This is a genomic window from Halalkalicoccus tibetensis (genome assembly GCF_037996645.1).
In the GTDB taxonomy this organism is placed as follows: Archaea; Halobacteriota; Halobacteria; order Halobacteriales; family Halalkalicoccaceae; genus Halalkalicoccus; species Halalkalicoccus tibetensis.
On sequence record NZ_JBBMXV010000003.1, the window covers coordinates 181,984 to 206,250 of the forward strand.

Genomic DNA, 24,267 nt, shown 5'->3' on the forward strand with positions numbered 1-24,267 from the left:
CCGGCGGTCGAATCGCGGGTATGAGCGATACCGTCCGGTGCTGGCTGGTCGAGCGCACGTACGACGACAAGGGGCTGATCCGGCTGGTCTACGCCCCGCCCGGCGGCGAGGAGCAGTACGTCACCGAGCGCGCCGCGGCGACCGGCGCCGACGCGACCGCCGCCATGGAGGTCGAGGCCGAGAAGCTGGCGCCGATCGCCGAGGAGAACGCCGAGCGCTACGCCCAGGAGGCCGATCGGATGGCCGAGCGCCACGAGCCCGACGAGTCGGTCTGATTCGACCTAAAGACCTATACCGGGGCTGGAACAAGCGCGGGTAATGACCGCGATCGAGCTACGGGGCGTCACGAAACGGTACGACGACGGGGGGCTCGGCTCCTCCGAGGAGGTCGTCGCCGTCGACGACCTCGACCTCGAGGTCCGGGACGGCGAGGTCTTCGGCTTTCTCGGACCCAACGGCGCGGGCAAGTCGACGACGATCAACATGATCCTCGACTTCGTCCACCCGACCGAGGGGAGCATCGAGGTGCTGGGCCACGACGCCCACGCCGACAGCGTCCGGGTCCGCGAGCGCACCGGCGTCCTCCCCGAGGGGTTCGACGTCTACGACCGCCTTTCGGGCCGGAAACACGTCGAGTTCGCGATCGAGTCGAAGGGAACGAGTGAGAACCCCGACGCGCTGCTCGAGCGCGTGGGGATCGCCGACGCCGCCGATCGCAAGGCCGGGGGCTACTCGAAGGGGATGACCCAGCGGCTCGCGCTCGCGATGGCGCTGGTCGGCGAGCCCGACCTCCTCATCCTGGACGAACCCTCGACCGGGCTCGACCCCAACGGCGCCCTCGAGATGCGCGAGATCGTTCGCCAGGAGGTCGACCGCGGCGCGACGGTGTTCTTCTCCTCGCACATCCTCGGGCAGGTCGAGGCCGTCTGTGACCGGGTCGGGATCCTCCGGGGGGGTGAGCTGGTCGCCGAGGACAGCGTCGAGGGGTTGCGCGAGGCCGCCGGGACCGACGCCACCCTCCGGATCTCGGTCGGCGAGCTTCCCTCGCGGGCCGTCGACCGCGTGCGCGCGCTCGAGGGCGTCTCGGGGGTCGAGCAGAACGGCTCGGCCCTCCGGGTGTCGGTCGACGACGCCTCGAAGACGACCGTGTTGAGCACCCTCGAGGAGGAGGGCGCGGAGGTCCGTGACTTCGAGACCGAGGAGGCCTCGCTCGAGGACCTCTTCCGGTCCTACACGGAGGGTGCGGCATGAGCTGGCAGGCGATCGCCCGCAAGGACTTCGCGGACTCGATCCGCTCGTGGTGGGTGCTCGCGCTGTCGGCGCTGTTCGTCGTCGTCTTCGTTGTCCCCGCGTACTTCATCGGCCGCGAGAGCGACGTGATCGCCGACCAGGTCGGCGCCGAGACGATCACCTCCGACGCGTTCGTCAACCTGTTGTCGTCGTTCGTCGCCTTCCTCATCCCGATCGTCGCGATCGTGCTCGCCTACGCCGCGGTCGCGGGCGAGCGCGACTCGGGGACGCTGAAGCTGCTGCTCGCGCTGCCCCACTCCCGGCGGGACGTCGTCCTCGGGAAGGTGATCGGGCGCAGCGCCGTGATCGTCCTACCCATTCTGGTCGGTTTCCTCGCGGCGGCGATTGTCTTCCTGATCACGCCCGTGAGCCTCGAGGTCGGCAACTTCGTCGCCTTCGCGCTGCTGTCGGCGCTGTTGGGCGTCGTGTTCGTCTGTCTCGCGGTCGGGATCAGCGCGGCCGCGGGCACCCGACGGCGGGCCATGCTCGGCAACGTCGGCGTCTACGTCACCTTCGCGCTGTTCTGGGCGAGCTTCGCCGAGGGGCTGGTCAGCCTGCTCGACGAGTACACCGACGTCGGCTTCGGCGCGCTCGTCGAGCTCCAGCTCGCGACGCGGCTTCTCAACCCGGTCGACGCCTATCAGTCGCTCGCGGCGATCCTCTGGACGGGCGACGAGTTGGGCGCGCGCGTCGCGCTGTTCGACGGGTTCGTCGGCCAGTTCTACGCCCAGGAGCTCGACCCCCTCGCGTGGTACTTCTCGGATCCGGTCGTCGCCCTCCTCTTCCTCGCGTGGCTGGTCGTCCCGCCCGTGCTGGGCTATCTCATCTTCCGGGACGCCGATCTCTGAGAGCGCCCGATCGGGGCCCTCGTTACTGAAACGAGTCCCCGAGCGTTCGTTGGTCCGATGACTCTTGCCCGTTCGCCTCTCGTTCGTTCGACTCCTCGTCCGTTTCCGCGTCCTCGTCCGTCCCAACCAGCTCCTCGAACTCCTCCGGGTCGAGCTCGGTCACGTCGTTCGCGTCGGCGTCCTCGCGCTTGCTCGTTCCCGGCTCCTCGCCGACGATGAGGTAGTCGGTGTTGCCCGAGACGCTTCCCGTGACCGATCCGCCGAGCCCCTCGATCAGCTCTTGGGCCTCGCTTCGGGTCCGGTCGGGCAGCGAGCCCGTGAAGACGAACGTCAGTCCTTCGAGGGCGTCGCCCGACTCCCGTTTGACCGATCGGGGCTCGACGCCGGCCTCGCGAAGCTCGCGGAGCACCCGTCTGTTCTCCTCGCTGTCGAAGAACTCGCGGATCTCGCCGGCGACCACCTCGCCGATCTCGTCGACCCCCTCGAGCTCCTCCCGGCTCGCCTCCATCAGGCTCTCGAGGTCGCCGAACGCGTCCGCGAGCTCGCGGGCGGTCGCCCGACCCACGTGGGGGATGCCGATCGCCGAGAGGAAGGCGAAGAGTGGCGGCGACTTCGAGTCCTCGAGCTCCCTCATCAGGTTCTCGGCGCTCTTCTCGCCCCAGCCCTCCAGCCCGACGAGCGCCTCGCGATCCAGCCGGTAGAGGTCGGCGACGCTCTCCTCGACGAGGCCGGCCTCGAGCAACTGGTCGACCCGCTCGCCGCCCAGTCCCTCGATGTCGAGGCCGGAGTCGCTCGCGTAGTACTGGACCGACCGACGGAGCTGGGCCGTGCAGGCGAGCCCGCCGGTACAGAAGGCGATCGGACCGTCGCGCTCGATCGCGCTGTCACAGACCGGGCAGCTCCCGGGGAACTCGTAGTAGCCCGACGAGCGCTTCTCGACCACCTCGGCGACGTAGGGGATCACGTCGCCCGCGCGCTCGACCCGGACCACGTCACCGACGTTGACCTCCTTCTCCTCGATCTCCGCGGGGTTGTGGAGGCTCGCCCGCGAGACGGTGACGCCGCCGACGTCGACGGGATCGAGCAGCGCCACGGGGGTCAGCCGCCCCGTCCGGCCGACCTGGAGGGCGACCTCGCCGATCCTGGTCTCGCCGGCGCGCGCGGGGAACTTGTAAGCGAACGCCCAGCGGTAGTGTCGCGAGGTCGCGCCGAGCTCCTCGCAGGCGGCCTTGTCGTTGACCTTGATCACGACGCCGTCGATCTCGTAGTTCAGCGACTCGCGCTCCTCGACCAGCTCGTCGCGGTAGTCGATCGCCCCCTCGACGTCGTCGACGAGCTCGGCGCGCTCGTTCGTCTTCAGCCCGTACTCCGGCAGGGTCGTGACCTCCTCCCAATGGGTTTCGAACTCCTGGCTGGCGTCCGGAACCCCGGAAGCCGCGTCCGCGTCTCCCGTGCCGCTCGTATCGCTTCGCGCCGCGAGGACGTCGTAGAAGAAACAGTCCAATGGGCGTTCGGCGGTGATCGAGGGATCGAGCTGGCGGATGCTGCCCGCGGTGGCGTTTCGGGGGTTCGCGAACGGCTCGTCGCCGCGCTCGACGCGCTCGCGGTTGTGCTCCTGGAACGCGTCGCGGGGCATGTAGATCTCGCCGCGGACCGCGAGGAAGTCCGGATACTCACCCCGAAGCCGCTGGGGGATCGATCGAATGGTCCTGACGTTGGCGCTCACGTCGTCGCCCTCCCGCCCGTCGCCGCGGGTCACCGCGCGCTCGAACTCGCCGTCCTCGTAGACGACCTCGATCGAGACGCCGTCGAACTTCGGCTCGCAGGTGTACTCGACCCCTCCCACCTCCCGGTTCATGCGCTCGCCGAACTCCCGGACGTCCTCGGCCTCGCCGCTCTGCTGGATCGAGAGCATCGGCGCGACGTGCTCGACGGTCTCGAGCTCGTCCAGCGGCTCGCCGCCGACCCGCCGGGTGGGGCTGTCTACGGTCTGTAGCCCGAAGCTCTCCTCGACGTCGACCAGTCGCTGGAAGAGCCGGTCGTACGTGCGGTCCGCGATGACGGGGTCGTTCTCGGCGTAGTAGCGCCGGTCGTGGTGGCGGATCGCCTCGCGCAACAGCTCGGCCTCGCGCTCGGCCTCGCTCTCCGAGAGCTCGTCGACGGGGGTGAGCTCCTCGGGTGGGTCCCTCAGGTAGGGGTTTTCCTCCTGCTCGCTCATTGTCGGCCCTTTCGTCCGGGCGGGCAAAAACGCCCCTATCCGTCGAGGAACTCCCGGAGATGCTCGCGGTAGGCCTCGGGGCGGTCCTCGACCACCCAGTGATAGGCCTCATCGAGCGCGACGAGCTCGCTTTCGTCGACGTCCTCCGCGAGGCGCTCTGCGTACTCGATCGGCTGGAACTCGTCCTCCGCGCCCCACAGAAGCAGCGTCCCGGCCTCGATCGTCGAGGGATCGATCTCGGTCGTATGGTTGGTGTTGGTCGCGCTTGCCGCCCGCGACAAAGAGACGGCTCCCTCCTCGCTGGCCCACGGCTCGACCATCCCCTCGACGAAGGCGTCGTCGGCCTCGCCGTAGACACCTTGCCTGAAGGTCTCACCGAGCGTTTCGCGCACCTCCTCGGGCTCGTTCTCGCGGGGGAACGACGGCAGCCCCATGTCGGTGACGAACTGGACCGGCCAGGAGTCGTAGGCCACCGCATTGGAAAGCACCAGCTCCTCGACCAGGTCGGGCCGGTGGGCCGCGAGCCGGAGGCCGACCCCGCCACCCAGGTCGTGGCCGACGAACGTACACGAGTCGATCCCCAGCCCGGAAAGCAGGTCCTCGACCGCGATCTCCTGGGCGCGGATCGAGCGGTCGAAGCCGTCGTGCATGTCCGAGCTCCCGTAGCCGACCATGTCCGGGACGATCACGCGACGCTCGTCCTCGAAGGCGGGCGCGACCTCGCGCCACAGATAGGAGTTCGTCGGGATCCCGTGTAGGAAGACCAGGGGCCCGCCCCCTTCGCCCCCGGAACCCTCGTCGCGGTAGGCCATCTCGAGCCCGTGGCCGTCGACGCTCACCGTTTCGGACTCCTGGGCCGCGGTCCACTCCTCGTAGGACTCCATGGGAACGCTGAGGGCCGCCAGTCACTAACCGTTTGGCCGGTCGTGTGTCGATCCCGGACGACCGCTCACCCCATGTAGCCCTCGCCCATCCGGATTCCCTCCCGGACCAGCCGTCGACCGGCCGCCAAGCGCTCTCGTTCCCAGTCGCCGAGCGCCGTCACGGGATCGCTCCCGTCCAGCGCCGCACCGAGCCCGATCGCGTCGGCCGCGGCCTTCGCGGTACCCGCGGCGGTGTGCGGCCGGGCGACGAACGCCGCGTCGCCCAACAGACAGACCCTCCCGAAGGCCATCTCAGGTGCGGAAAGGTCGTAGATCGTCTGGACGAACGGTTCCCGAGTTTCCCCGACCAGCCGGGAGAACGGGTCGGGAAACTCCTCCTCAGCGGCCCTCCGGAGATCGCGTTCGACCTCCCCTCGGAGGTCGCCGGGCGCGACCGAGAAGTCGCGTTCGGTCCCCTGGGAGTCGGTCAGAAGCTCGTCCAGTCGCTCCCGGTCGCGCACGTCGTCGTACCAGACCCAGTTGAGCCGGCGTTCGCCCCTCCCCGTTTCGCCGTCGGGGCCGGGGATCAGGTAGCCCAGGATCAGCTGGCGCTCGCCCTCGAAGAAGACGAACGTGTCCTCGAAGCGCTCGATCAGATCCGATGGAACGTCACGCTCGCCGATCAACCCCCGCCAGGCGACGTAGCCGGCGTACTCCGGCGAAACGTCCGGGAGGAGCGCTTCGCGGGTCTCCGAGCGCCCGCCCTCGGCGATGACCAGCAGGTCCGCCCGGCGTTCGGACCCGTCCGCGAACCGAACCACGACTTCCTCGCCGTCGCGTTCGAACCCGACCACGTGTCCCTCGTGGTAGCGACCCTCTACGACCGCGTCCCGAAGCCGGCGGTAGAGCGTATCCCAGCCGGTGAACGTCATCGAGTCGCTCCGTGCCTCGCGAAGGCTCCCGTCGCGGTTCAGGTACTCCCGCCGGTGGGTCGTGAGGGTGTACCCCCCGCGGCACGCGATTCCCCGCCTCTCGAGATAGTCGAGCATGGACGGCTGGGCGACGATGCCCGCCCCGCGGCCCTCCAGCTCGCCGGCCGCACGCTCGAAGACGTCGACCGAGTGGCCGGCCTCGCCGAGCGCGAGCGCGGCGAACAGCCCGCCCATCGACCCGCCCGAGACGATCACCGAGAGCCCGTCGACCATCGCTCGCCTTTCGGACGCGGCGCTCATAGGCCTGTGGACGGCGAAAAAAGCGCGTGAGACGATGTGCGTGCGGTCGCGTCAGTCGGTCGGCTCGGTGTACGCCCGCGGGTCGGGCGAGGGCAGCTGGGGCTCGCCGCCGCCGGGCTGGCGGCCGAAGGAGAACTGGCCCTTGCTGTCGACGGCGTCGCCCGTCGTCCAGGGCTTTTCGGGGTCGTCGACTGGCTCGTTGGTCGTCGACATGAACTCGTAGTTGAACTCTTGGTTCTCCTCCTCCTGGGGGAAGCTGTCGGGCACGGGCAGGTGATCGAACGCGTCGTCCGGGTCGCCGAGGTCCTGCAGCGCCGCGAGCCACTGGTTCTGGTGCATCGTGTCCCGGGCGATCAGGTACGACAGCATGTCCTTCATCCCGGGGTCGTCGGTCATCTCCCAGAGCCGGGTCGCGAGCGTTCTTCCGGTGGCCTCGGCGGTCACGTTGGCGTAGAGGTCGCCCGCGAGGTTGCCGCTCGCGTAGACGTGATCCGTGCTGAAGGGGTTGCCCTGGCTGTCCTCGGGCATCGCGCCGAAGCCCGCCGAGAGGAACTGCCGGGGCAGGTAGCCGTGCATCGCGGCGTTGACGGCACTGTCCTGGGCGAACTCCTCGCGCATGCCGACCGGGGCCCCCTCGAGGTTCTTCGCGACCGCCGTCGCGAGCATCTCAACGTGGCCGAGCTCCTCCATGGCCGTCTCGTAGAGCATCATCCGCATCTGGTCGTGCTCCGGCGGGAGGTTCATCCCCTGGAACAGGTACTGCATGAACACCCGGATCTCGCCCTCGACGCCCCCGATCGCCTGCTGGAGCATCCGCGCGAACGCCGGGTCCGGTTCCTCTACCTCGACTGGGTACTGTAGTTCGTCGTCGTGAAAGAACATGGTTGGCTTCGATAGGACGAACGTCCGCGATACTAATAAAGGATATTCACGAAATAACTATATAAAGGATAAAAGTAGACAAACATCTAAAGACATGCGGGCAAACGGCGAATCTGGCGGTTCGATCAGTTGGCGGGCGGGACGGGCTCGACGTCGCTCGCGGCGTCGTCCTGAGCGTCGAGCAGTCCCCTGACGGTCTCACGATCGAGGGCGTCGCTCGCGACGTAGGCGAACCCGAGACGCACGACCGGAGTTCCCTCCGAACCGTCGACCACGTCGAACTCCGACGGGTCGGCCTGGTGGTAGCCGACCCCGCCGTGGCCGATCGCGTACTGCCCGGCGCGGGTCCCGCGCACGAGGACGTCGCCCCCCGCCTCGGGGAGGTCGGCCCCGGGCTCGTCGCCATCGTCCGAGGCGATCTCGCTCCAGGTCTCGACGCCCGTAGCGAACTCCTCACGGTCCTCCTCGGAGAGACAGCGACACCACCCGTCGCCCGACTCCAGGGCCGCGACCCCGCCGACGGGGAGCTCCCGTTCCTCGAACCCGATCCCGTTCGCCGCCGCACGCTCGCGTTCCCCGGCGCTCATCGGGCGGGTCGCGTGCTGGACGTCGACCTTGCCGGCGAGAAAGGCCCCGAACCCGCCGGTCTCGACGGTCTCGACCCCGACGTCGGGATGCTCGCGTCCGAACGCCGCGGTGGCCTCCGCGAGCGCGGGCACCCCCTCCGCGACCGTGATCCGTTCTCCCGATGCCCCGGCAACCGCGCCGGGATACGCGCCCAACCCGCCCGCGACCGCCCCGGCCGCGACCAGGAACCCGCGGCGCGATCCGTTCACCGTTCTCCCCTCCAGCTCCGCCCTCGGCCCTCGTACATGGTGTCATCGTCTAGAACGATGGAGAGCGGGTAAGTCGTAGTGCTTGCGTGAGACGGGGACATCGCCTCGGCGGAGCCTCGGTGGATCCACGGGGCTTATCCCCTCGCGCGTGAACCGCGAGACATGGACGGGTCGATCGTCCCTCCCGGTCGTTCCCGAGGCGCTCGGCGGACACACGCGGGGGACATCGACCGCGTCGAACGGTGATCCACGTGACCGAGAAACGCGAGTACACGGACGACTACACGGACGAGACGCTGTACATCCCCGGCCCGACGGAGGTCCGCGAGGACGTCATCGAGGCGATGGCCCAGCCGATGTTCGGCCACCGGATGGACCGGATGACCGACCTCTACACTACGATCGTCGAGGACACCAGGGAGTTCCTCGGTACCGACAACGACGCGATAATCCTCACCGCCTCCGGCACGGAGTTCTGGGAGGCCTCGACGCTCAACCTCGTCGACGAGAACATCCTCGTCGCGACCTGCGGGAGCTTCAGCGAGCGCCACGCCAACGTGGCCGAACGACTGGGCAAGGACGTCGACCGACTCGAGTACGAGTGGGGACGGGCAGTCAAGCCCGAGGACGTTCGCGAGGCCTTGGAGGGCAGCGAGAAGGAGTACGACGTCGTCGCCTGCGTGATGAACGAGTCCTCGACCGGGGTTCGCAACCCGATCGAGGAGATCGGCGACGTCGTCGCCGAGTTCCCCGATACGTACTTCGTCGTCGACGCGGTCTCGGCGCTGGGCGGCGACTACGTCGACATCGACGAACACGAGATCGACGTGCTGTTCGCCTCCTCGCAGAAGGCCTTCGCCATGCCGCCGGGGCTGGCGATCTGCACCGTCAGCGAGGGCGCCTACGAGCGCGAACTGGAGACGGATTCGGCCTCCTGGTACGGCGGCTTCCAGCGCACGCTCGACTACTACGACCGGAAGGGCCAGACCCACTCGACGCCCGCGATCCCGATCATGCTCGCCTACCGAAAACAGATGAAACACATGCTCGAGGAGGGCCACGAGGCGCGAGACGAACGCCACCGCGAGATGGCCGAGTACACCCGCGAGTGGGCCGACGAGCACTTCGGAACCTTCCCCGAGGAGGGCTACGAGTCCCAAACCGTGAGCTGTATCGAGAACACCCAGGGGATCGACGTCGCCGAAACGATCGAGACCGTCCGCGAGGAGTACGACATGGTCTTCTCGAACGGTTACGGCTCGCAGCTCGGCGAGGAGACGTTCCGCATCGGACACATGGGCGAACACGACGTCGAGAGCATTCGCGCGCTCACGGACGCCATCGAGGATGTCGCCGGGCTGTAGCCTCGCGAACTCGACCGAACCTTTACCCTTCGGCCCTCGTAGGCGGGGCCATGTCCCTTCTCATCGACACGGACCCCGGCTGCGACGACGCGCTCGCCCTCCTGCTCGCGCTGGAAAGCGATCTCGACGTCGCCGGCCTGACGACCGTCGCCGGCAACGCTCCGATCGAGGACACCACTCGAAACACGCTGGCGCTGCTCGAGTTCCTCGATCGCGACCGTCCCGTCGCCCGCGGAGCCGAGCGCCCGCTCGTGAAACGCCAGGACACCGCCGAATTCATCCACGGCGAGAACGGGCTGAAGGGCGAACTGCCCGACCCTACCTGCGAACCGATCGACATCTCAGGAGCGGAGTTCATCGTCGAGAAGGCCCGCGAGGACGGAAATCTGACTATCGCCGCGATCGGCCCGCTGACCAATCTCGCGCTGGCACTGGGGATCGAACCCGACTTGCCCGAATTTCTTGACGAGGTGCTCGTCATGGGCGGGGCGGTCTACGCGCCGGGCAACCGCACGCCCGCGGCGGAGGCGAACCTCCACGCCGACCCCGACGCCGCGAGCCGCGTCCTCCAGTCGCTCGACCCCACGTTCGTCGGGCTGGGCGTCACCGCGCGGGCGACGATCGACCCCGCCACGCTGGACCTCCCGGGTCGGCGCGGCGAGACGGTGGAGTCGTGGCTCACCTACTACCCCGAGGACGTCCGCGAGCGCTACGGACTCGAGCACTCGCCGATCCACGACGCGGCGGTGATCGCGCATCTCACCGACGGCATCCTTACGACCGAGGAGCGCGCGCTGGAGGTCGACACCGGAGAGGGTCCCTGCCGGGGCGCGCTGGTCGCCGACGAGTACGGCGTCACCGACGAGCCCGAGAACGGCCGCGTCGCGACCGACATCGACGTCGAGCGGTTCCGCGAGGCGCTGGGCCGGGCGATCGAGTCGGCGGTCTGATCACTCGTACTCCCGTCCACCGAGTGCCCGCGACTCGATGTACTCCCAGTCGTACTCGACCCCCAGCCCGGGGCCGTCCGGGACGGGGACCGTCCCCGCGTCGTCGATCGCGTCGAGCTGGTCGGTGTAGTCGCCCTCGTAGACCGGCGGCTGGGTGTTCTGACACTTGGGGTGGACCAGCGCGAGCTCGTAGTAGTTCGCGTTGCGCGTCGCCGCGATGCAGTGGCGCTGGGCTGGCCCGGGCGCGTGGAACTCCACGTCGAGGCCGAACCCCTCGGCGACCCTCGCGCGCTTCATCGCGCCGGTGATCCCGCCGTCGTACTCGGGGTCCGCGCGCACGAAGTCGGTCGCCCCGCTGGCGGCGAAGTCGGTGAACGGCTCGAGCCCCCGGACGTGCTCGGTCTGCAGGATGGGGGTCGCGAGGTGCTCGCCCAGCTTGCGGTGGGCGTGCTGGCTGATCCCGCCGTCGCGGTAGGGGTCCTCGTACCAGAAGAACTCCTGTTCGTCACAGGCCTTGCCGACCTTCAGCGCGTCGCCGAACGTCTCGTACTCGCAGGCCGGATCCAGCATCAGGTCCATCTCGTCGCCGACGCGGTCGCCGACGGCGTGGACGGTGGCGATCTCCCTGTCTATCTGGCGGGCCTCCTCGCCCCCGCCCCAGCCGTGGATCTTGAACCCCGGAAAGCCCCGGTCGCGACACTCCTCGGCGAAGTCGGCGTAGGCCTCCGGCGAGTTGAGCCCGCCGCTGTCGTCGGCGTGATACGTCGAGGCGTACGTGGGCAGACGCTCGCGGTAGGTGCCGAGCAGCTCGTGAATCGGCGCGTCGTGGTACTTGCCCGCGAAGTCCCACAGCGCGACGTCGAGCGGGCCGATCCCCATGCGGTCGTACTTCCTGAGCGCGCGCTTGAGCTCGCTCCAGTGGCGCTCCCTGTGCAGGGGGTTCTTGCCGATCAGGTAGTTCGCGACGGTGTTGATCTGGGCGAAGGCGGGGGAGTTGCCGCCGACGTACTCGCCGGCGATCCCCGTATCGGTCTCGATCCGGAGGGCGAACAGCTTGCGCTCGGTGGTCGCGCCGGGCTCGTAGGTCAGGTTGAAGCCGTGGGTGTCGGTGCCGACGTCCTCGATCGGATAGGAGAACTCCGTCGACTGGATCCGCGTGATCCGGGGTGCCATACCGGGAAGTCGCCGCCGAAGGGAAAAAGGTTGGGGCTATTCGTCGTCCGCGTCCTCGCCGTCCTCGTCGAACCCCGCCTCGTCGTCGAGCCCGTCCAGGCCGTCGCCGCCAAGCTCGTCGAACTCGTCGATGTCGTCCGCACCGTCGTCGCCGAGGTCGTGGATGTCGTCGTCCTCCTCGACCCGGTCCTCGTCGAGCACCTCGATCTCGACCTCGACGGCCTCGCCGCGCTGGTCCTCGACCATCTGAAGGACGAGCCGACCGCCCTCGCGGCCGATGACGCCGCCGACCGCGTAGCCGACGGTCTGTTCGGCGAACTGGCCCGGCGTGTAGCGCCCGACCGTCTGTTTGACGACGAGCCGTCCGGTCATCTGGCCGACGAGCTCGCCCATGCGCTCGAAGTCCATCGCGTCGGGATCCCCCCGTTCGAGCGCCTCCAGATCGACCGCGTCGACGAGCTGTGTCAGCGAGTCCGCGGTGAACGCCGCCTCCAACCCCCGATCGAATCCCCGCCCGAGCAGGTCCGGTAGGTTCGGTGCCATACCCGATTCTGACGCCCCAGAGGGACAAAATGCCTCCCTGCGCCTGCAGGTCGAGGTCAGCCCGCATTCCCCCTCACGGTAGCGGTGCTGCCACCACACTGTTCACTCCGGGCGGAACGAGCCCTCGACGGGGATGTCGATCCGCAGGAACAGCGGGAGACAGACCGCGGCGATCAGCACCTCGAGGCCGCCGACGACGAGGAACGCCGCGAGGTAGCCGTAGGTGTCGGCGACGGTCCCGCCCACCAGGAAGCCCGCCAGGAAGCCGAGGCTGCCGGCGATGTTGAACCCGGCCATCGAGGCGCCGCGCTCGTCGTCGCCCGCCAGGTCGGTCACCAGCGCCATCGTCGCGGGCGAGACCATCGCGCCGAGCACACCGACGAGGACCATCCCGGCCTGTGCGAGCGTCAGCGTCGGGACGACCCCGACGAGGATTATCGCGCCGCCGAAACACGCCGAGCCGATCACGATGGGGATCGTCCGGCCGATCCGATCGGAGAGCACGCCCATCGGGTACTGCAGCAGGGCAAAGGGGGCGAAGAACATCCCGAGGACGATCCCGGTCTCGGCGGGGCCGATCCCGAACGTCTCCTGGAAGTAGAAGGTGCCAACGAGCGCGAAGAAGCCGGCGGTCATGCGGTCGACGAACCCGAAGGCGAAGGGCAGCCCGAGCGCGGGCGTCCGCGAGAGCCCGCGGACGATCTCGCCCATCGAACCCCGGCTGCCCTCGGGGGCCCGATCCGGGACGAAGTACAACAGGGGGACGGCCGAGAGCAGGAGGAAACCGGCGGCCCACAGCGGGGCCAGCGGGTCGAGCCCGGCGAGCTGGCCGCCGAGCGGCGCGCCGCTGGCGGTGCCGCCGCCGATGGCCAGGCCCGCCGCGCCCATGTTCTTCCCGTGGCCGCCCGGCAGGTCCATCAGCATCGTCATCGCGAGCGAGAAGGCCGCGACAGTCGTCGCGCCCTGGAGCATGCGGATCAACAGGACGTGGCTGAAGGAGATCTCGACGAGCCCCGGCAGGGCCGCCAGGCCGAGATAGCCCGCGGCGCCCCCCGCGGCCCCGACGGCGATGAAGGGCACTCGCTTACCCGCCCGGTCGCTCGCGGCCCCCCAGAGGCTCGCACAGACGACGAACGCGGAGAACTCCGCGACGAGGAACCACATGCTCGCGTCGAGATCGGTGCTCGCGCCGAGCGCGGCGACCAGCTCCGCGATCCCCGGGTACAGCAACACCTGCGCCAGCATCACCACGAAGATAACGCTCGCCAGGGCGACGCGGTCGCGTCTCGGGGAGCTCACTGCCGGGCGTTGGCGCCGGATCCACCTAACACACACGGTCGGCCGACAGCCGTCCCGTCGTCCGGTTTACGGGTCGACCTCGACGACGGCGACGCCGGCGGGGATCGCGGGGAGCTCGCCCTCGGTCCCCGCGGGAACGGCGATGACGGCCGCGTCGGCGTCCGAGCCACGTGCACGTTCGGCCGCCCAGCCGGGGTCCTCGCCGGGCACCACGAGCAGGTCGAGCGGCCACGCCCCCACGCGGAACGCGCCCTCCTCCTCGCGAACGTCGCCGTACTCCGCCTCTAAGCGCTCGCGGAGCCCTCCCTCGAAGCCTCCCGTCGGGTCGTCGGGCCCGCCCGGCGCGCCGGGTTCGTCGCCCTCGTCACCGTCTTCGTCCCCTCCGGTACCCCCGTCGCCGTCGATCACCGACAGCTCGCCGTGTTCGGCCTCGACGGCCTCGATCGGGATCCCGATCGTGGCGTCGGGGCTGCCCGCGAACAGCAGGTTCGTCGCGCGGAACTCCCCGTCGTCGACCCCGATCAGACTGCCCGAGTCGCCGCCGTCGCCCATCGAGGTGAACAGGTCCACGCCCTCGAAGACGGCGACGCCGCCGCCGAACCCGCCGACCTCGATGCGGGCGTCCCGCCCGCGGAGCTCGCCGGTCGTGACGCCCGTGGTCCGGCCGCTCTTGGTGTAGGTCTCGTCGCTCTCCATGTCGGGCTCCGAGAAGCCGGCAAGCGGGCCGACCCCGAGGACCTCGTCGTCGACGTCGTCGGGGTCGACCGCGATCAGCGCCGAGTCGGTCGTGTTCGGTTCCGCTGAACTGATCTCGCTCCACTCGCGCAGCCGGCCGATCTCGTCGCCCTCCGTTCCCCCGTCCTCGGGGCCCGGCTGGAGGACGGGATCGCCCTCGGACGCCTGCGGCTCGGGCGCGGCGACGTGGGCGTTGCTCAACACAACGGGCTCGCCGTCCTCGGCCTCCAGGGCGGTCGAGCCCATCGTCCCGGCGCTCAGGGAGGGATGGGCCATCGAGACGCCGGCCGGCGCGGGCCGGACCCGCTCGGTCCGTTCCGCCTCCTGGGCCGGCTCGACCGAGAGCGCGGTGACGTCGCCGACCTCCTGGACGTCGGTCGCGAGCTCCTCGCCGTCGCAGTCGACCGTCTCGGGGACGATCTCCTCGTCGGCGAGCTGGGTCTCGGCGACCTTCCGGTCGACGAAGACGACGACGCAGGTCTCGTCGGTCTTCTCGCCGTCGACGCGCCGCTTGCCGACGGCGGTGCCCACGACGTGGGGCAGCGATTCGAGCCGGTCGCGAACCGACTGTGGTATGTCGACCATACACCCGATGTGGGCGTCCGGCCCTTAGTTCACCGCGATAAAAAGTTGATATTTCAGTCGATGTGAACGGTGTTGCCGTCGAAGTCCGTGAACGTCCAGCCGTCGAAGTCGAGCTCGTCGTGGAAGCGCATCGCGGCGTCCTCCAGGTACTGGATCGCGAGCTCCTGGCCCAGCGCCATTCCGGCGTCGTGGTCCGAGCGGAAGTGGACGCCCGCGAACTGCCGGCCGCCGTAGTTGACGTTCGACGCGAGCTTGTTCAGCTCGCTGCGGATCGTCAGCTCCTCGCCCTCGTAGGGCTCGAGCTCCTCGCCGTCCGCGGTCGGCTGGACGGGGTCCTCGATGACGTAGTCCTCGTTGAAGACGGCCTTCAGCACGGTCGAACACGCCGCCGAGACCGTCGAGTGCCCGCCGGGGTAGGCGGGGTGCAGCGGCGCGCCCTCGGGATACGCCTGCGTGAGGACGTGCGAGCCGTTCTCCTCGTAGATCCGGTCGAAGACCTCGTACTCCTCGAACTTCTCGACCGGTACCGGGTGGTCGGCGTCGATGTCGTCGTTGACGGTCGCCTCGACGAGCCCGCCGTACTCCTCGGGGCGCGCGCGCCGGTGAACCAGCCACTTCTGGACCCACGAGGCGACGTGGGCGGGCTGGCCGATGCCGCTGACGAGATCCATGATGCCCTCGCGACCGAAGTCGAGGAAGCCGACCTGGGTGTCGCTGTCGGCGTACGGGTGGTAGTCGCCGAAGAGCTCCTCGGGGTCGCTGACGACGCCGTCGACGGGCCGGCCCATCAGCACCATCACGGCGATCATGTACGGCTGGAACACCATGTCCCGCTCGACGCAGGCCGCCAGATCGCGCCCCGAGCTCATGTACTTGCGGTGGTCGGTGAGCGAGTCGGCGATCTCGCCGTCGTGGTGGCCCGACTCGTCCTCGGGGCCCGGCGTCTGGCCGCGCATGTTCGCGAGCCACTCGTCGTAGTCGGTGACGTAGTCGCGTTCCTTCAGCGTGATGATGTCCTGGCTGATCTCGTGGACGCTCAGGGGGGCGTCCTTCAGCAGGAACTGCGAGAGATACGGCCCCTTCTCGACGCCGTCGAGATCGGCATGAAAGAGGTATTTCGGGTCGGTCGGCCCGTTGTAGCCGGGGGTGTCCTCGAGCTCGTCGGCGGCCGCCTGGATCAGCTCGCTGTCCTCGTACTCCCGGAACGGGACGTCACGGGCGAGCGACTGCCAGTAGAGCTCGATCATCTCGCCAACCTGCTGGTCGGAGTCGAAGGCCGGCGGCGCGTCCTTGATGGTGAGCGAGTGCGGGTCGGGCCCCATCAGCTCGACGCTGTAGGCGCCCTGGGGCTCGATGAACTCGCGGTGGCCGCCCTGCGGGATGGTCTCGAAGAGCTCCGGGTCGCCGGTATCGAGGGCCTCGGTCAAGTGGTCGTAGGCCCCCCGGTCGGGGGTGCCGTCGTCGGCGTGGGGCAGGCCCTTCGTGAACATCGCGATCTTCGAGGGGTAGGCGTCCTCGTCGTCGGCCTTCTCCCGCTCCTCCATCGAGGGCATCCCCCGCTCCTGGAGCTTCTCGACGAGCTCCATGCGCTTCTCGTAGGCCGTCTCCAGTCGGTCGGTCCCGTCCATCATCCCGTCGCTTCCCCCACCGTCGCTCGTGGCGGCGGCCCCCGTCGAGCCGGCCCCGATCCCGAAGATGCTCGCGAGCCCGGCCGCCCCGATCCCGCCAAGCACCCGCCTCCGCTTCGATGAGATATCCGCTTTCGCACCGTCCTTCGTCTCCTCTTCGGTTCGATCCTGTTCTGCGCTCATGGTCGGTCTAACCGACCTTACGATGGGCTTAAAACGTTGTGAAAAATAATTCCGGGATAGGTAATATATGAAATATTCTTCTTTCGGAACTGCTATGGAATACGTTCGGTTCGTGGAACCTTCGGATCGGTGAACTGTTCGGGGACGGTCCTGGACGAACCGAACCCTACCCGCTAACGGATGTGGGACCTGCAACGCGCCGTTCCTTCCGTTCGCCTCTCGACCTTCAAGATACGAGATAATACATGCGAATCAGAGTTATCGGTATTCCTAGTAGTACGACTACTCTGCCCGACGTGTTCCCTCCGAACGGCGGCGTGAATGCCGTGTGCCTACACGGCGTTGCGAATCTTGCCGTTATTGCTGGTTATAACTATCTATGGATATATGCACCACATACATGAATCGATGGGGCCCCACGACGCGGAGCGTCCACGCCGGCGGGCACGCGGACCCGGCGACCGGCGCGCGCGCACCGCCCATATATCAGACCACCTCCTACGCGTTCGAGAGCGCCGACCACGCCGCGGAGCTCTACGCCCTCTCCGCGGAGGGCGACATCTACTCGCGGATGAGCAACCCGACGACCCGGGAGCTGGAGGAGCGCCTCGCCTCGCTGGAGGGCGGGACGGGTGCGGTCGCCACTTCTTCGGGAATGGCCGCCCTCGACGCCGCGACCTTCCTGCTTGCCGCGCCGGGCGACACGGTCGTCTCCTCCTCCGCGATCTACGGCGGCACGACGGCCTACCTCAACCACGTCGCCGGCCGCCGCGGGATCGACGCGCGGTTCGTCGATCCCCTCGACTACGACGGGTACGAGGAAGCGATCGACGACGACACCGCCTACGTCCACTGCGAGACCATCGGCAACCCGTCGCTGGTGACGCCGGACATCGAGCGGGTGGGGGAGATCGCTCACGCGAACGACGTTCCGCTGTTCGTCGACAACACCTTCGCCACCCCGGCGCTGTGTCGCCCCCTCGAACGTGGCGCGGACCTGGTCTGGGAGTCGACCACGAAGTGGCTCCACGGGGCGGGCACCACCGTCGGGGGCGCGCTGATCGACGGCGGCAGCTTCGACTGGGAGGCGGGCGACTACGAGGAGCTCTCGGGGGAGAACCCCGCCTACGACGGGATCGACTTCAGCCGGGACTTCCCCGAGGCCCCCTTCGCCGCCGCCGCGCGCTTCCGCTCGCTGCGGGCGCTCGGCGCCCAGCAGGCGCCCTTCGACGCCTGGCAGACCCTCCAGGGCCTGGAGTCGTTCCCCCTCCGGATGGAACGCCACTGCGAGAACGCACGGATCGTCGCCGACTACCTCGCGGACCACGAGGACGTCGCCTGGGTCACCTACCCGGGACTCGAGGACCACGAGACCCACGAGAACGCCCGCGAGTACCTGGAGGGAGGCTTCGGCGGAATGATCGCCTTCGGTCTGGAGAACGGTTATGCAGGGGGTAAACGCGTCTGTGAGGCGGTCGATCTGATCAGCTTCGTCGCCAACATCGGCGATGCCAAGTCGCTGATCATCCATCCCGCCTCGACCACCCACGGCCAGCTCACGCCCGAGGAGCGCGCCGCGAGCGGCGTCACCGAGGACCTCGTGCGCCTCTCGGTCGGAATCGAGGACCCCGAAGATATCCTCGCCGATCTCGAGGGAGCGATCGAGGCGGCGGTCGCACCATGAGCGCCAACCGGGAGATCGCCTCGCTCGGGGAGTTCCGCTTCGAGTGTGGCGAGTCGATCCCCGAGCTCGATGTCGCCTACGAGACCTACGGCGAGTTCGACGGCGACAACTGCGTGCTGGTCTGTCACGCCCTCACAGGGAGCGCCCACGTCGCCGGCTCCTTCCGCGAGGGCTCGTCGGATCAGGCCTCGGCGTGGTGGGAGGACATCGTCGGGCCGGGCAAGGCGATCGACACCGCCGAGTACTACGTCGTCTGTGCGAACGTCCCCGGCTCGTGTTACGGCTCCTCGGGCCCCGCCAGCGAGAACCCCGAGACGGGCGAGCCCTACGGTCCCGACTTCCCGCCCGTGACCGTCGGCGACTGGACGCGCGCCCAGCGCGCGCTGCTCGACCATCTGGGCGTCGGCCGCCTGCACGCCGTCGTCGGCGGCTCGGTGGGCGGGATGAACGCGCTGGACTGGGCCGCCCGGTACCCCGACGACGTGCGCCGGGTCGCGCCCGTCGCGGCCGCCGGCCGGCTCGACGCCCAGTGTCTCGGGCTCGACGCCATCGCGCGACGGGCGATCACCACCGACCCTCACTGGCAGGGCGGCGAGTACTACGGCGGGCCCGAGCCCGACGACGGGCTGGCGCTCGCGCGCCAGCTGGGTCACATGATGTACCTCTCGAAGGCCTCGATGGAGCGGAAGTTCGGCCGCCGCTCGGCGGGCCGGGACGCCCACCGCGAGGCGTTCCCCGCCGACCCCGCCGCGGACTTCTTCCCGTATCGCGACGTCGAGTCGTACCTCGACTACCAGGCCCGGAAGTTCGTCGACCGCTTCGACGCCAACAGCTACCTCTATCTGACGCGGGCGATGGACGACTACGACCTCGCGGCGGGCTACGAGTCCGACGCCGACGCGCTCGCGGCCTTTGCCGGTGAGGCCTTACTGATGAGCTTCACCGGCGACTGGCACTTCACCGTCGCCCAGTCCGAGCGCCTGGCGGAAGCGTTCCGCGCTACCGGCGAGATCGCCCACCACGTCGTCGAATCCGACCACGGCCACGACGCCTTCCTCGTCGAGCCGGGAAAGGTAGGGCCGCCGCTCGCGGACTTCCTCGAGGACGGCCTCGCCGGAAAATCGATCACGGACACGGAGGAGGACGCCGAGGACCACGGCGACTTCGCGCCCGTCCACGCGAGCCTCTTCCCGCGCTGAACCTCAGTTCTCGGCGGTCTCGCCGAGGGCGTTCGCGACCTTCCCGCGCAGCGCCGCGTACGCGCCCAGCCCGGTGCCGGCGGCGAAGGAGAGGATGCCTGTCAGTACGAGCAGCGTCAGATCGGGGTGGCCGATCCCGGCGTGAAGCGGATCCATGGGAGGGGGAATTCGCGGGAGCAGTATCAACGTGGCGGTTCTGCCAAACGTTACATCAGAGAACGCCTCGGTTTTCGAACGACCGGCGAAGCGCCGCCATCTCGGCGACCAGTTCATCGCAGTGCGGTTCGACCGCGGGCTTCGGGTCGAACCCGACCGCGAGCCCCGCGACCCGCAGCATCGGCAGGTCGTTGGCGCCGTCGCCGACCGCGACGGTGTCCTCGGGGTCGACACCCTGTGCGCTCGCCAGCCGACGCAGGGCGTCGTCCTTCGTTCCCTCGATCAGCGGGCCCTCGACCTCGCCGGTGAGTTCCCCGTCTTCCATCGGCAGGCGATTGGCGACGATCGAGTCCACCGTGACCCCCTCGCGCTCGAGCGCGCGTTCGACGCCGCGCTCGAACCCGCCGGTGAGCACCGCGGTGTGGACGCCCGCCGCGTTGAGCGCCTCGATGAGGTCGGCCGCGCCCGGGCGGAGCCGGACCTCGTCGTAGGCCGCCTCGGCCTCCTTCCGGGCGAGCCCTTCCAACAACCCGGCACGCTCGCGGAGGCTCTCGGCGTAGCCGATCTCGTCGTTCATCGCCCGTTCGGTGATCTCGGCCATCTCGCTCGCGACGCCCAGCCGCTCGCCCAGCAGCACGGTCATCTCCGAGTCCGAGAGCGTCCCGTCGAAGTCGAACGCCACCAGTGTCATCCCGTGGAGGTTCGTCCGGCGCGGGTTTCAAGCCTGCTATCCCCGCCGGACGAGCACGACGCCGTACGCCGAGCCGCCCTCGTCGAGGATCTCGTCGAGCACCCAGGGCGCCCCCGCGACGACCCCCTCGAACGCCGCGGGACTCGCCATCAGCAGGTCGGTCCACGGGCCCGCGAGCCCGCCGTACTCGACGCGAAACCGTCGGGAGGCCAGGCCGTCCCCGAGGCCGTGATCCGCCGGATACTCCGACTCGGCCCGCGCGTCGGGGTGGGTCGGGTCGTTCAGGTCGGCGACCAGCTTCCCGCCCGGCGCCGCGAGGCGGGCGAGCTCCGAAAGGGTGTTTTCGAGGGTCGCCCGCGAGCGCCCGAGCCCGAGCTGCTTGCCGACGACGAGCAGGGTTCCGAACTCGCCGTCGAGGGGCGGCTCGGTCAGATCCCCGACTACCGCCCGTTCGACGCCCCGCTCGCGGGCGACCCGGATCGCGCCGGGGCTGCGGTCGACCCCGAGGACCTCGTGGCCCCGATCCTGGGCCCACAGTGCGGTCCGGCCGGCGCCACAACCCAGGTCGAGGACCGACCCCGCCGCCGCTTCGACCATCCGCTTCTCCAGATCGCTCCACTCGCCGTAGTCCGCGAAATACCCCTCGAGATGCGCCTCGCTGACCTGTCCCTCGTCCCGACGGTAGACCGGCCGCTCGACCAGCCGCTCGTGATGGAAGTCCTCGACCATGCGTCCGAAGGCGTCGGCCATACCCCGAGCTATCGGGCCGACCGTATAGCGTTATCTCGGCACACGGTACCGAACCGCCCGAAAGGTCAGCGCTGCCGATGACACAAGGGTTAACCCCGACGCGCGGAAGTCCCAGGCATGAGGATTCTCGTTACGGACCCCATCGACGACGCGGGGTTGGAGACGCTGCGCGAGGCCGGCCACGAGGTCGAGATCGCCTACGGGATCGACGGCGGGGCCGACCTCGTGGACGCTCTCGAAGGGGTTCACGGGCTGATCGTCCGCTCGGGCACCGAGGTCACCCGGCAGGTACTCGATAGCGCCGACGAGCTGATGATCGTCGGCCGGGCTGGGATCGGCGTCGACAACATCGACATCGACGCGGCGACCGAACACGGCGTGATCGTCGCCAACGCCCCGCAAGGCAACGTCCGCGCGGCGGCCGAACATACCGTCGCGATGACGTTCGCCGCCGCCCGGTCGATCCCGCAGGCCCACACCAGACTGAAGGCCGGCGACTGGGCGAAAAGCGACTTTCTGGGGACCGAGGTCAACAACAAGACTCTGGGGATCGTCGGTCTCGGCCGGGTCGGCCAGGAGGTCGCGAAACGCCTGAACAACCTCGGGATGGAGCTGGTCGCCTACGACCCCTACATCTCGGAGGACCGCGCCGAACAGATCGGCGCCGACCTCGTCGAGTTCGAGGCGTGCATCGAACGGGCGGACTTCGTGACCGTCCACACCCCGCTGACCCCCGAGACCGAGGACCTCATCAGCCACGAGGAGCTCGCGCTGCTCGAGGGCGGCTACCTGATCAACTGTGCGCGCGGCGGCGTCGTCGACGAGGCCGCGCTGGCCGAGGCCGTCGCCGAGGGCACGCTGAAGGGCGCGGCGATCGACGTCTTCGCCGAGGAGCCGATCTCGCCGGACAACCCGCTTCTCGACGTCGAGGACGTGATCGTCACGCCCCATCTCGGCGCATCGACGGAGGCCGCCCAGGAGAACGTCGCGACCAGCACCGCCGAACAGGTGCTCGCCGCGTTCAACGAGGAGCCGGTCCTCAACGCGCTGAACGCCCCCTCGATCGACAAGAGCGCGTTCCCCCGGGTGCGCCCCTACATCGAGCTCGCCGAGACCGCAGGACGGATCGCCGCCCAACTGATGGACGAACGCGTCGAGAGCGTCGACGTCACGTACGCCGGCGAGATCGCCGAGGAGGAGGTCGACCTCGTCACCGCGAGCGCGCTCAAGGGCGTCTTCTCGCCGCTCGAATGGCAGGTCAACGCCGTCAACGCCCCGCAGGTCGCGGAGGACCGCGGCGTCGACGTCACCGAGACCAAGTCCCACCAGGCCGAGAACTTCCGCAGCGTGGTCACCGTCACGGTCGGCAACGGCGACGGCGAGACCCAGCTCGGGGTTTCCGGCACCCTCTTCGCCGACGACGACCCCCGGATCGTCAGGATCGACGACTACCGAGTGGACGCCATTCCCCACGGGCACATGCTGGTCGCGCGCAACTACGACGAGCCCGGTACCATCGGCTTCATCGGCACCGTGCTCGGCGAGAACGGCATCAACATCGCGGGGATGTTCAACGCCCGTGAGGCGATCGGCGGCGAGGCGATCACCGTCTACGACCTCGACGACGAGGTCCCCGATGAACTGTTGGCGGACCTCGAAAACGACGAGCGGATCATCGAGGCCCGCTACATCACGCTCGACGGCGCGAACACGGTGCGGACCTCGTTGTAATCACCCCCCTCCACCCTGGAATACGAGCCGAACCGATCGACTTACTGGTCGAATTTTGCCCCGTTCTCCTACTCGGCGAGATGCTCTAACACACCTTCCGTATCGCCGGGCACCGACTCGGGCTCCACGCCCGCCTCGGCCGCCGCGTCGGGGTCCTTCAGCAGGTGGCCGGTCGTCAGACAGACCACGCGCTCGTCGCTTCCCACCACTCCGTCCTCCCGGAGCTTCCGCAGGCCCGCGACGCTCGCCGCGGAGGCGGGCTCGACGCCGACGCCCTCGCCCGCCAAGGCCCGCTGGGCGTCGGTGATCTCCTCGTCCGAGACCGCGACCGCGGTGCCGTCCGTCGCACGGATCCCCGGCAGCGCCTTCGGCGCGTTCACCGGGTTGCCGATCCGGATCGCGGTCGCGCGGGTCTCGACCTCCTCCCAGCGCTCGACCTCGTCCCTTCCCTCCTCGACGGCCTCGACCATCGGCGCGGCGCCCTCGGCCTGCACGCCCGTGAGCTTGGGGACCTCCCTCTCGTCGAGCGCGCCGCTCGCGACGAGCTCGCGGAAGGCCTTATAGAGCGCCGCGGTGTTGCCCGCGTTGCCCACGGGAAGGACGATCCGGTCTGGAAACTCGCCGTAGTCCTCGCGGTGGCGCTCGAGGATCTCGAAGCCGATCGTCTTCTGCCCTTCTAACCTGAACGGGTTCAGCGAGTTGAGCAGGTAGGCCTCGCCCCGGCTCGCCAGCTCCTGGACGATGTCGAGGCAGGTGTCGAAGTTGTCCTCGACCTCGAGGATGCGCGCGCCGTGGAGGCTCGCCTGGGCGATCTTGCCCGCCGCGACCTTTCCCGCCGGGAGGAGGACGAGCACCTCCATGCCCGCCCGGCCGCCGTAGGCCGCGAGCGCGGCGCTGGTGTTTCCGGTGGAGGCACACGCCAGACGCTCGACGCCGAGTCGCCGGGCGACCCCGACGCCGACGGTCATCCCGCGGTCCTTGAAGCTCCCGGTGGGGTTCATCCCCTCGTGTTTCACCCTGAGGGATTCGACGCCGATCTCGTCCTCGAGTCGGGGCACCTCGTACAGCGGCGTTGCGCCCTCGTCGATCGTGACCTCCCGGTCGACGGGCAGCGCCGCGTCGTAGCGCCAGACGCCCTCGCCTGAGAACTCCTCGAACGTCGGATGGTCGGCGTAACGGACCTCCAGCAGCGCGCCCGCGTCGCTTCGATACCTGACTCCCTCGAAGGGGGCGTACTGCTCGCCGGTCTCGATGCACTCGAGCCACACCCCGTCCTCGGCGACGGCCGGCACCTCGGCCGCCGGTTCCAGTTCGAAACTCATTGTCGGGAACAGACGCCGAACGGGGAAAAGTGAGCGGGTTCGCCTCACGAGCAGCCAGGACAACAGCCCATTTCGGGCGTACTTCCCCACCGTTTTCGCCTCGGA

The 24,267-nt window shown here is 69.1% G+C and carries 22 protein-coding genes; 8 read left to right on the plus strand and 14 right to left on the minus strand.

The window, feature by feature from the left end:
• The first annotated feature begins 20 nt into the window (after nucleotides 1–20).
• Genes WOA58_RS09395 through WOA58_RS09405 form a run of 3 tightly spaced genes read left to right on the plus strand, consistent with a single transcriptional unit; the run spans nucleotide 21 to nucleotide 2,138 of the window.
• On the plus strand, nucleotides 21–275 hold the full coding sequence (locus WOA58_RS09395) for a hypothetical protein (RefSeq protein ID WP_340603935.1): 255 nt from the start codon (nucleotides 21–23) through the stop codon (nucleotides 273–275).
• 43 nt (nucleotides 276–318) lie between these two features.
• Nucleotides 319–1,251 (plus strand): ABC transporter ATP-binding protein, encoded by a 933-nt coding sequence (locus WOA58_RS09400; protein WP_340603936.1) that lies wholly within the window; start codon nucleotides 319–321, stop codon nucleotides 1,249–1,251.
• A complete protein-coding gene (locus tag WOA58_RS09405) occupies nucleotides 1,248–2,138 on the plus strand; it encodes an ABC transporter permease (protein ID WP_340603937.1) in 891 nt (296 codons plus the stop codon). Before WOA58_RS09400 ends, WOA58_RS09405 begins: the two co-directional genes overlap by 4 nt.
• 22 nt (nucleotides 2,139–2,160) lie before the next feature.
• Here WOA58_RS09405 and ligA read toward each other — a convergent pair whose 3' ends face one another.
• The 5 genes from ligA to WOA58_RS09430 form a co-directional block, all read right to left on the minus strand.
• Nucleotides 2,161–4,356, minus strand: coding sequence for an NAD-dependent DNA ligase LigA (gene ligA / locus WOA58_RS09410; protein WP_340603938.1), 2,196 nt, complete (start codon nucleotides 4,354–4,356; stop codon nucleotides 2,161–2,163).
• 35 nt (nucleotides 4,357–4,391) lie between these two features.
• Complete coding sequence (locus tag WOA58_RS09415; RefSeq protein ID WP_340603939.1) at nucleotides 4,392–5,240, minus strand: alpha/beta fold hydrolase; 849 nt, start codon at nucleotides 5,238–5,240, stop codon at nucleotides 4,392–4,394.
• 65 nt (nucleotides 5,241–5,305) lie between these two features.
• Nucleotides 5,306–6,424: an FAD binding domain-containing protein gene (locus WOA58_RS09420; protein ID WP_340603940.1), complete on the minus strand. Its 1,119-nt coding sequence runs from the start codon at nucleotides 6,422–6,424 to the stop codon at nucleotides 5,306–5,308.
• A gap of 78 nt (nucleotides 6,425–6,502) precedes the next feature.
• A complete protein-coding gene (locus tag WOA58_RS09425) occupies nucleotides 6,503–7,333 on the minus strand; it encodes a manganese catalase family protein (RefSeq protein WP_340603941.1) in 831 nt (276 codons plus the stop codon).
• 125 nt (nucleotides 7,334–7,458) lie between these two features.
• Entirely contained in the window at nucleotides 7,459–8,169 is a 711-nt protein-coding gene (locus WOA58_RS09430) for a type 2 periplasmic-binding domain-containing protein (protein WP_340603942.1), read from the minus strand.
• 251 nt (nucleotides 8,170–8,420) lie between these two features.
• Here WOA58_RS09430 and WOA58_RS09435 point away from each other — a divergent pair, with 251 nt between their 5' ends.
• Both WOA58_RS09435 and WOA58_RS09440 read left to right on the plus strand, forming a co-directional pair.
• A complete protein-coding gene (locus WOA58_RS09435; RefSeq protein ID WP_340603943.1) occupies nucleotides 8,421–9,533 on the plus strand; it encodes a pyridoxal-phosphate-dependent aminotransferase family protein in 1,113 nt (370 codons plus the stop codon).
• 50 nt (nucleotides 9,534–9,583) lie between these two features.
• Nucleotides 9,584–10,483 (plus strand): nucleoside hydrolase, encoded by a 900-nt coding sequence (locus WOA58_RS09440; RefSeq protein WP_340603944.1) that lies wholly within the window; start codon nucleotides 9,584–9,586, stop codon nucleotides 10,481–10,483.
• Here the strand turns inward: WOA58_RS09440 and WOA58_RS09445 are convergent, their stop codons facing one another.
• The 5 genes from WOA58_RS09445 to WOA58_RS09465 all read right to left on the minus strand — a co-directional run bounded on the left by WOA58_RS09445 (nucleotide 10,484) and on the right by WOA58_RS09465 (nucleotide 16,629).
• Nucleotides 10,484–11,656: an enolase C-terminal domain-like protein gene (locus WOA58_RS09445; RefSeq protein ID WP_340603945.1), complete on the minus strand. Its 1,173-nt coding sequence runs from the start codon at nucleotides 11,654–11,656 to the stop codon at nucleotides 10,484–10,486.
• Nucleotides 11,657–11,692: 36 nt separating this feature from the next.
• Nucleotides 11,693–12,199 (minus strand): hypothetical protein, encoded by a 507-nt coding sequence (locus WOA58_RS09450; protein WP_340603946.1) that lies wholly within the window; start codon nucleotides 12,197–12,199, stop codon nucleotides 11,693–11,695.
• A 102-nt stretch (nucleotides 12,200–12,301) separates the two neighbouring features.
• A complete protein-coding gene (locus WOA58_RS09455; RefSeq protein WP_340603947.1) occupies nucleotides 12,302–13,498 on the minus strand; it encodes an MFS transporter in 1,197 nt (398 codons plus the stop codon).
• 66 nt (nucleotides 13,499–13,564) lie between these two features.
• On the minus strand, nucleotides 13,565–14,818 hold the full coding sequence (locus WOA58_RS09460; protein ID WP_340603948.1) for a hypothetical protein: 1,254 nt from the start codon (nucleotides 14,816–14,818) through the stop codon (nucleotides 13,565–13,567).
• Nucleotides 14,819–14,871: 53 nt separating this feature from the next.
• Complete coding sequence (locus WOA58_RS09465; protein ID WP_340603949.1) at nucleotides 14,872–16,629, minus strand: vanadium-dependent haloperoxidase; 1,758 nt, start codon at nucleotides 16,627–16,629, stop codon at nucleotides 14,872–14,874.
• 400 nt (nucleotides 16,630–17,029) lie between these two features.
• On the opposite strand from WOA58_RS09465, the gene WOA58_RS09470 reads away from it, so the two are divergent.
• Nucleotides 17,030–18,313 (plus strand): O-acetylhomoserine aminocarboxypropyltransferase/cysteine synthase family protein, encoded by a 1,284-nt coding sequence (locus tag WOA58_RS09470; protein ID WP_340603950.1) that lies wholly within the window; start codon nucleotides 17,030–17,032, stop codon nucleotides 18,311–18,313.
• Complete coding sequence (metX, locus tag WOA58_RS09475) at nucleotides 18,310–19,512, plus strand: homoserine O-acetyltransferase MetX (protein ID WP_340603951.1); 1,203 nt, start codon at nucleotides 18,310–18,312, stop codon at nucleotides 19,510–19,512. The genes WOA58_RS09470 and metX overlap by 4 nt, the downstream gene beginning before the upstream one ends.
• A gap of 3 nt (nucleotides 19,513–19,515) precedes the next feature.
• On the opposite strand, the gene WOA58_RS09480 is transcribed toward metX, so the two are convergent.
• From WOA58_RS09480 to WOA58_RS09490, 3 genes are read right to left on the minus strand one after another with little or no spacing between them, the layout of a single operon-like run.
• On the minus strand, nucleotides 19,516–19,668 hold the full coding sequence (locus tag WOA58_RS09480; RefSeq protein WP_340603952.1) for a hypothetical protein: 153 nt from the start codon (nucleotides 19,666–19,668) through the stop codon (nucleotides 19,516–19,518).
• Nucleotides 19,669–19,723: 55 nt separating this feature from the next.
• Nucleotides 19,724–20,359 carry a phosphoserine phosphatase SerB gene (gene serB, locus WOA58_RS09485; RefSeq protein ID WP_340603953.1) on the minus strand — a complete coding sequence of 212 codons (636 nt, stop codon included), beginning with the start codon at nucleotides 20,357–20,359 and terminating at the stop codon, nucleotides 19,724–19,726.
• Between the two features lie 36 nt (nucleotides 20,360–20,395).
• A complete protein-coding gene (locus WOA58_RS09490) occupies nucleotides 20,396–21,109 on the minus strand; it encodes a class I SAM-dependent methyltransferase (RefSeq protein WP_340603954.1) in 714 nt (237 codons plus the stop codon).
• Nucleotides 21,110–21,226: 117 nt separating this feature from the next.
• Here WOA58_RS09490 and serA point away from each other — a divergent pair, with 117 nt between their 5' ends.
• Nucleotides 21,227–22,840, plus strand: coding sequence for a phosphoglycerate dehydrogenase (serA, locus tag WOA58_RS09495; protein WP_340603955.1), 1,614 nt, complete (start codon nucleotides 21,227–21,229; stop codon nucleotides 22,838–22,840).
• Between the two features lie 68 nt (nucleotides 22,841–22,908).
• Here the strand turns inward: serA and thrC are convergent, their stop codons facing one another.
• Nucleotides 22,909–24,162 carry a threonine synthase gene (gene thrC, locus WOA58_RS09500; RefSeq protein ID WP_340603956.1) on the minus strand — a complete coding sequence of 418 codons (1,254 nt, stop codon included), beginning with the start codon at nucleotides 24,160–24,162 and terminating at the stop codon, nucleotides 22,909–22,911.
• Between the last annotated feature and the right edge of the window lie 105 nt (nucleotides 24,163–24,267).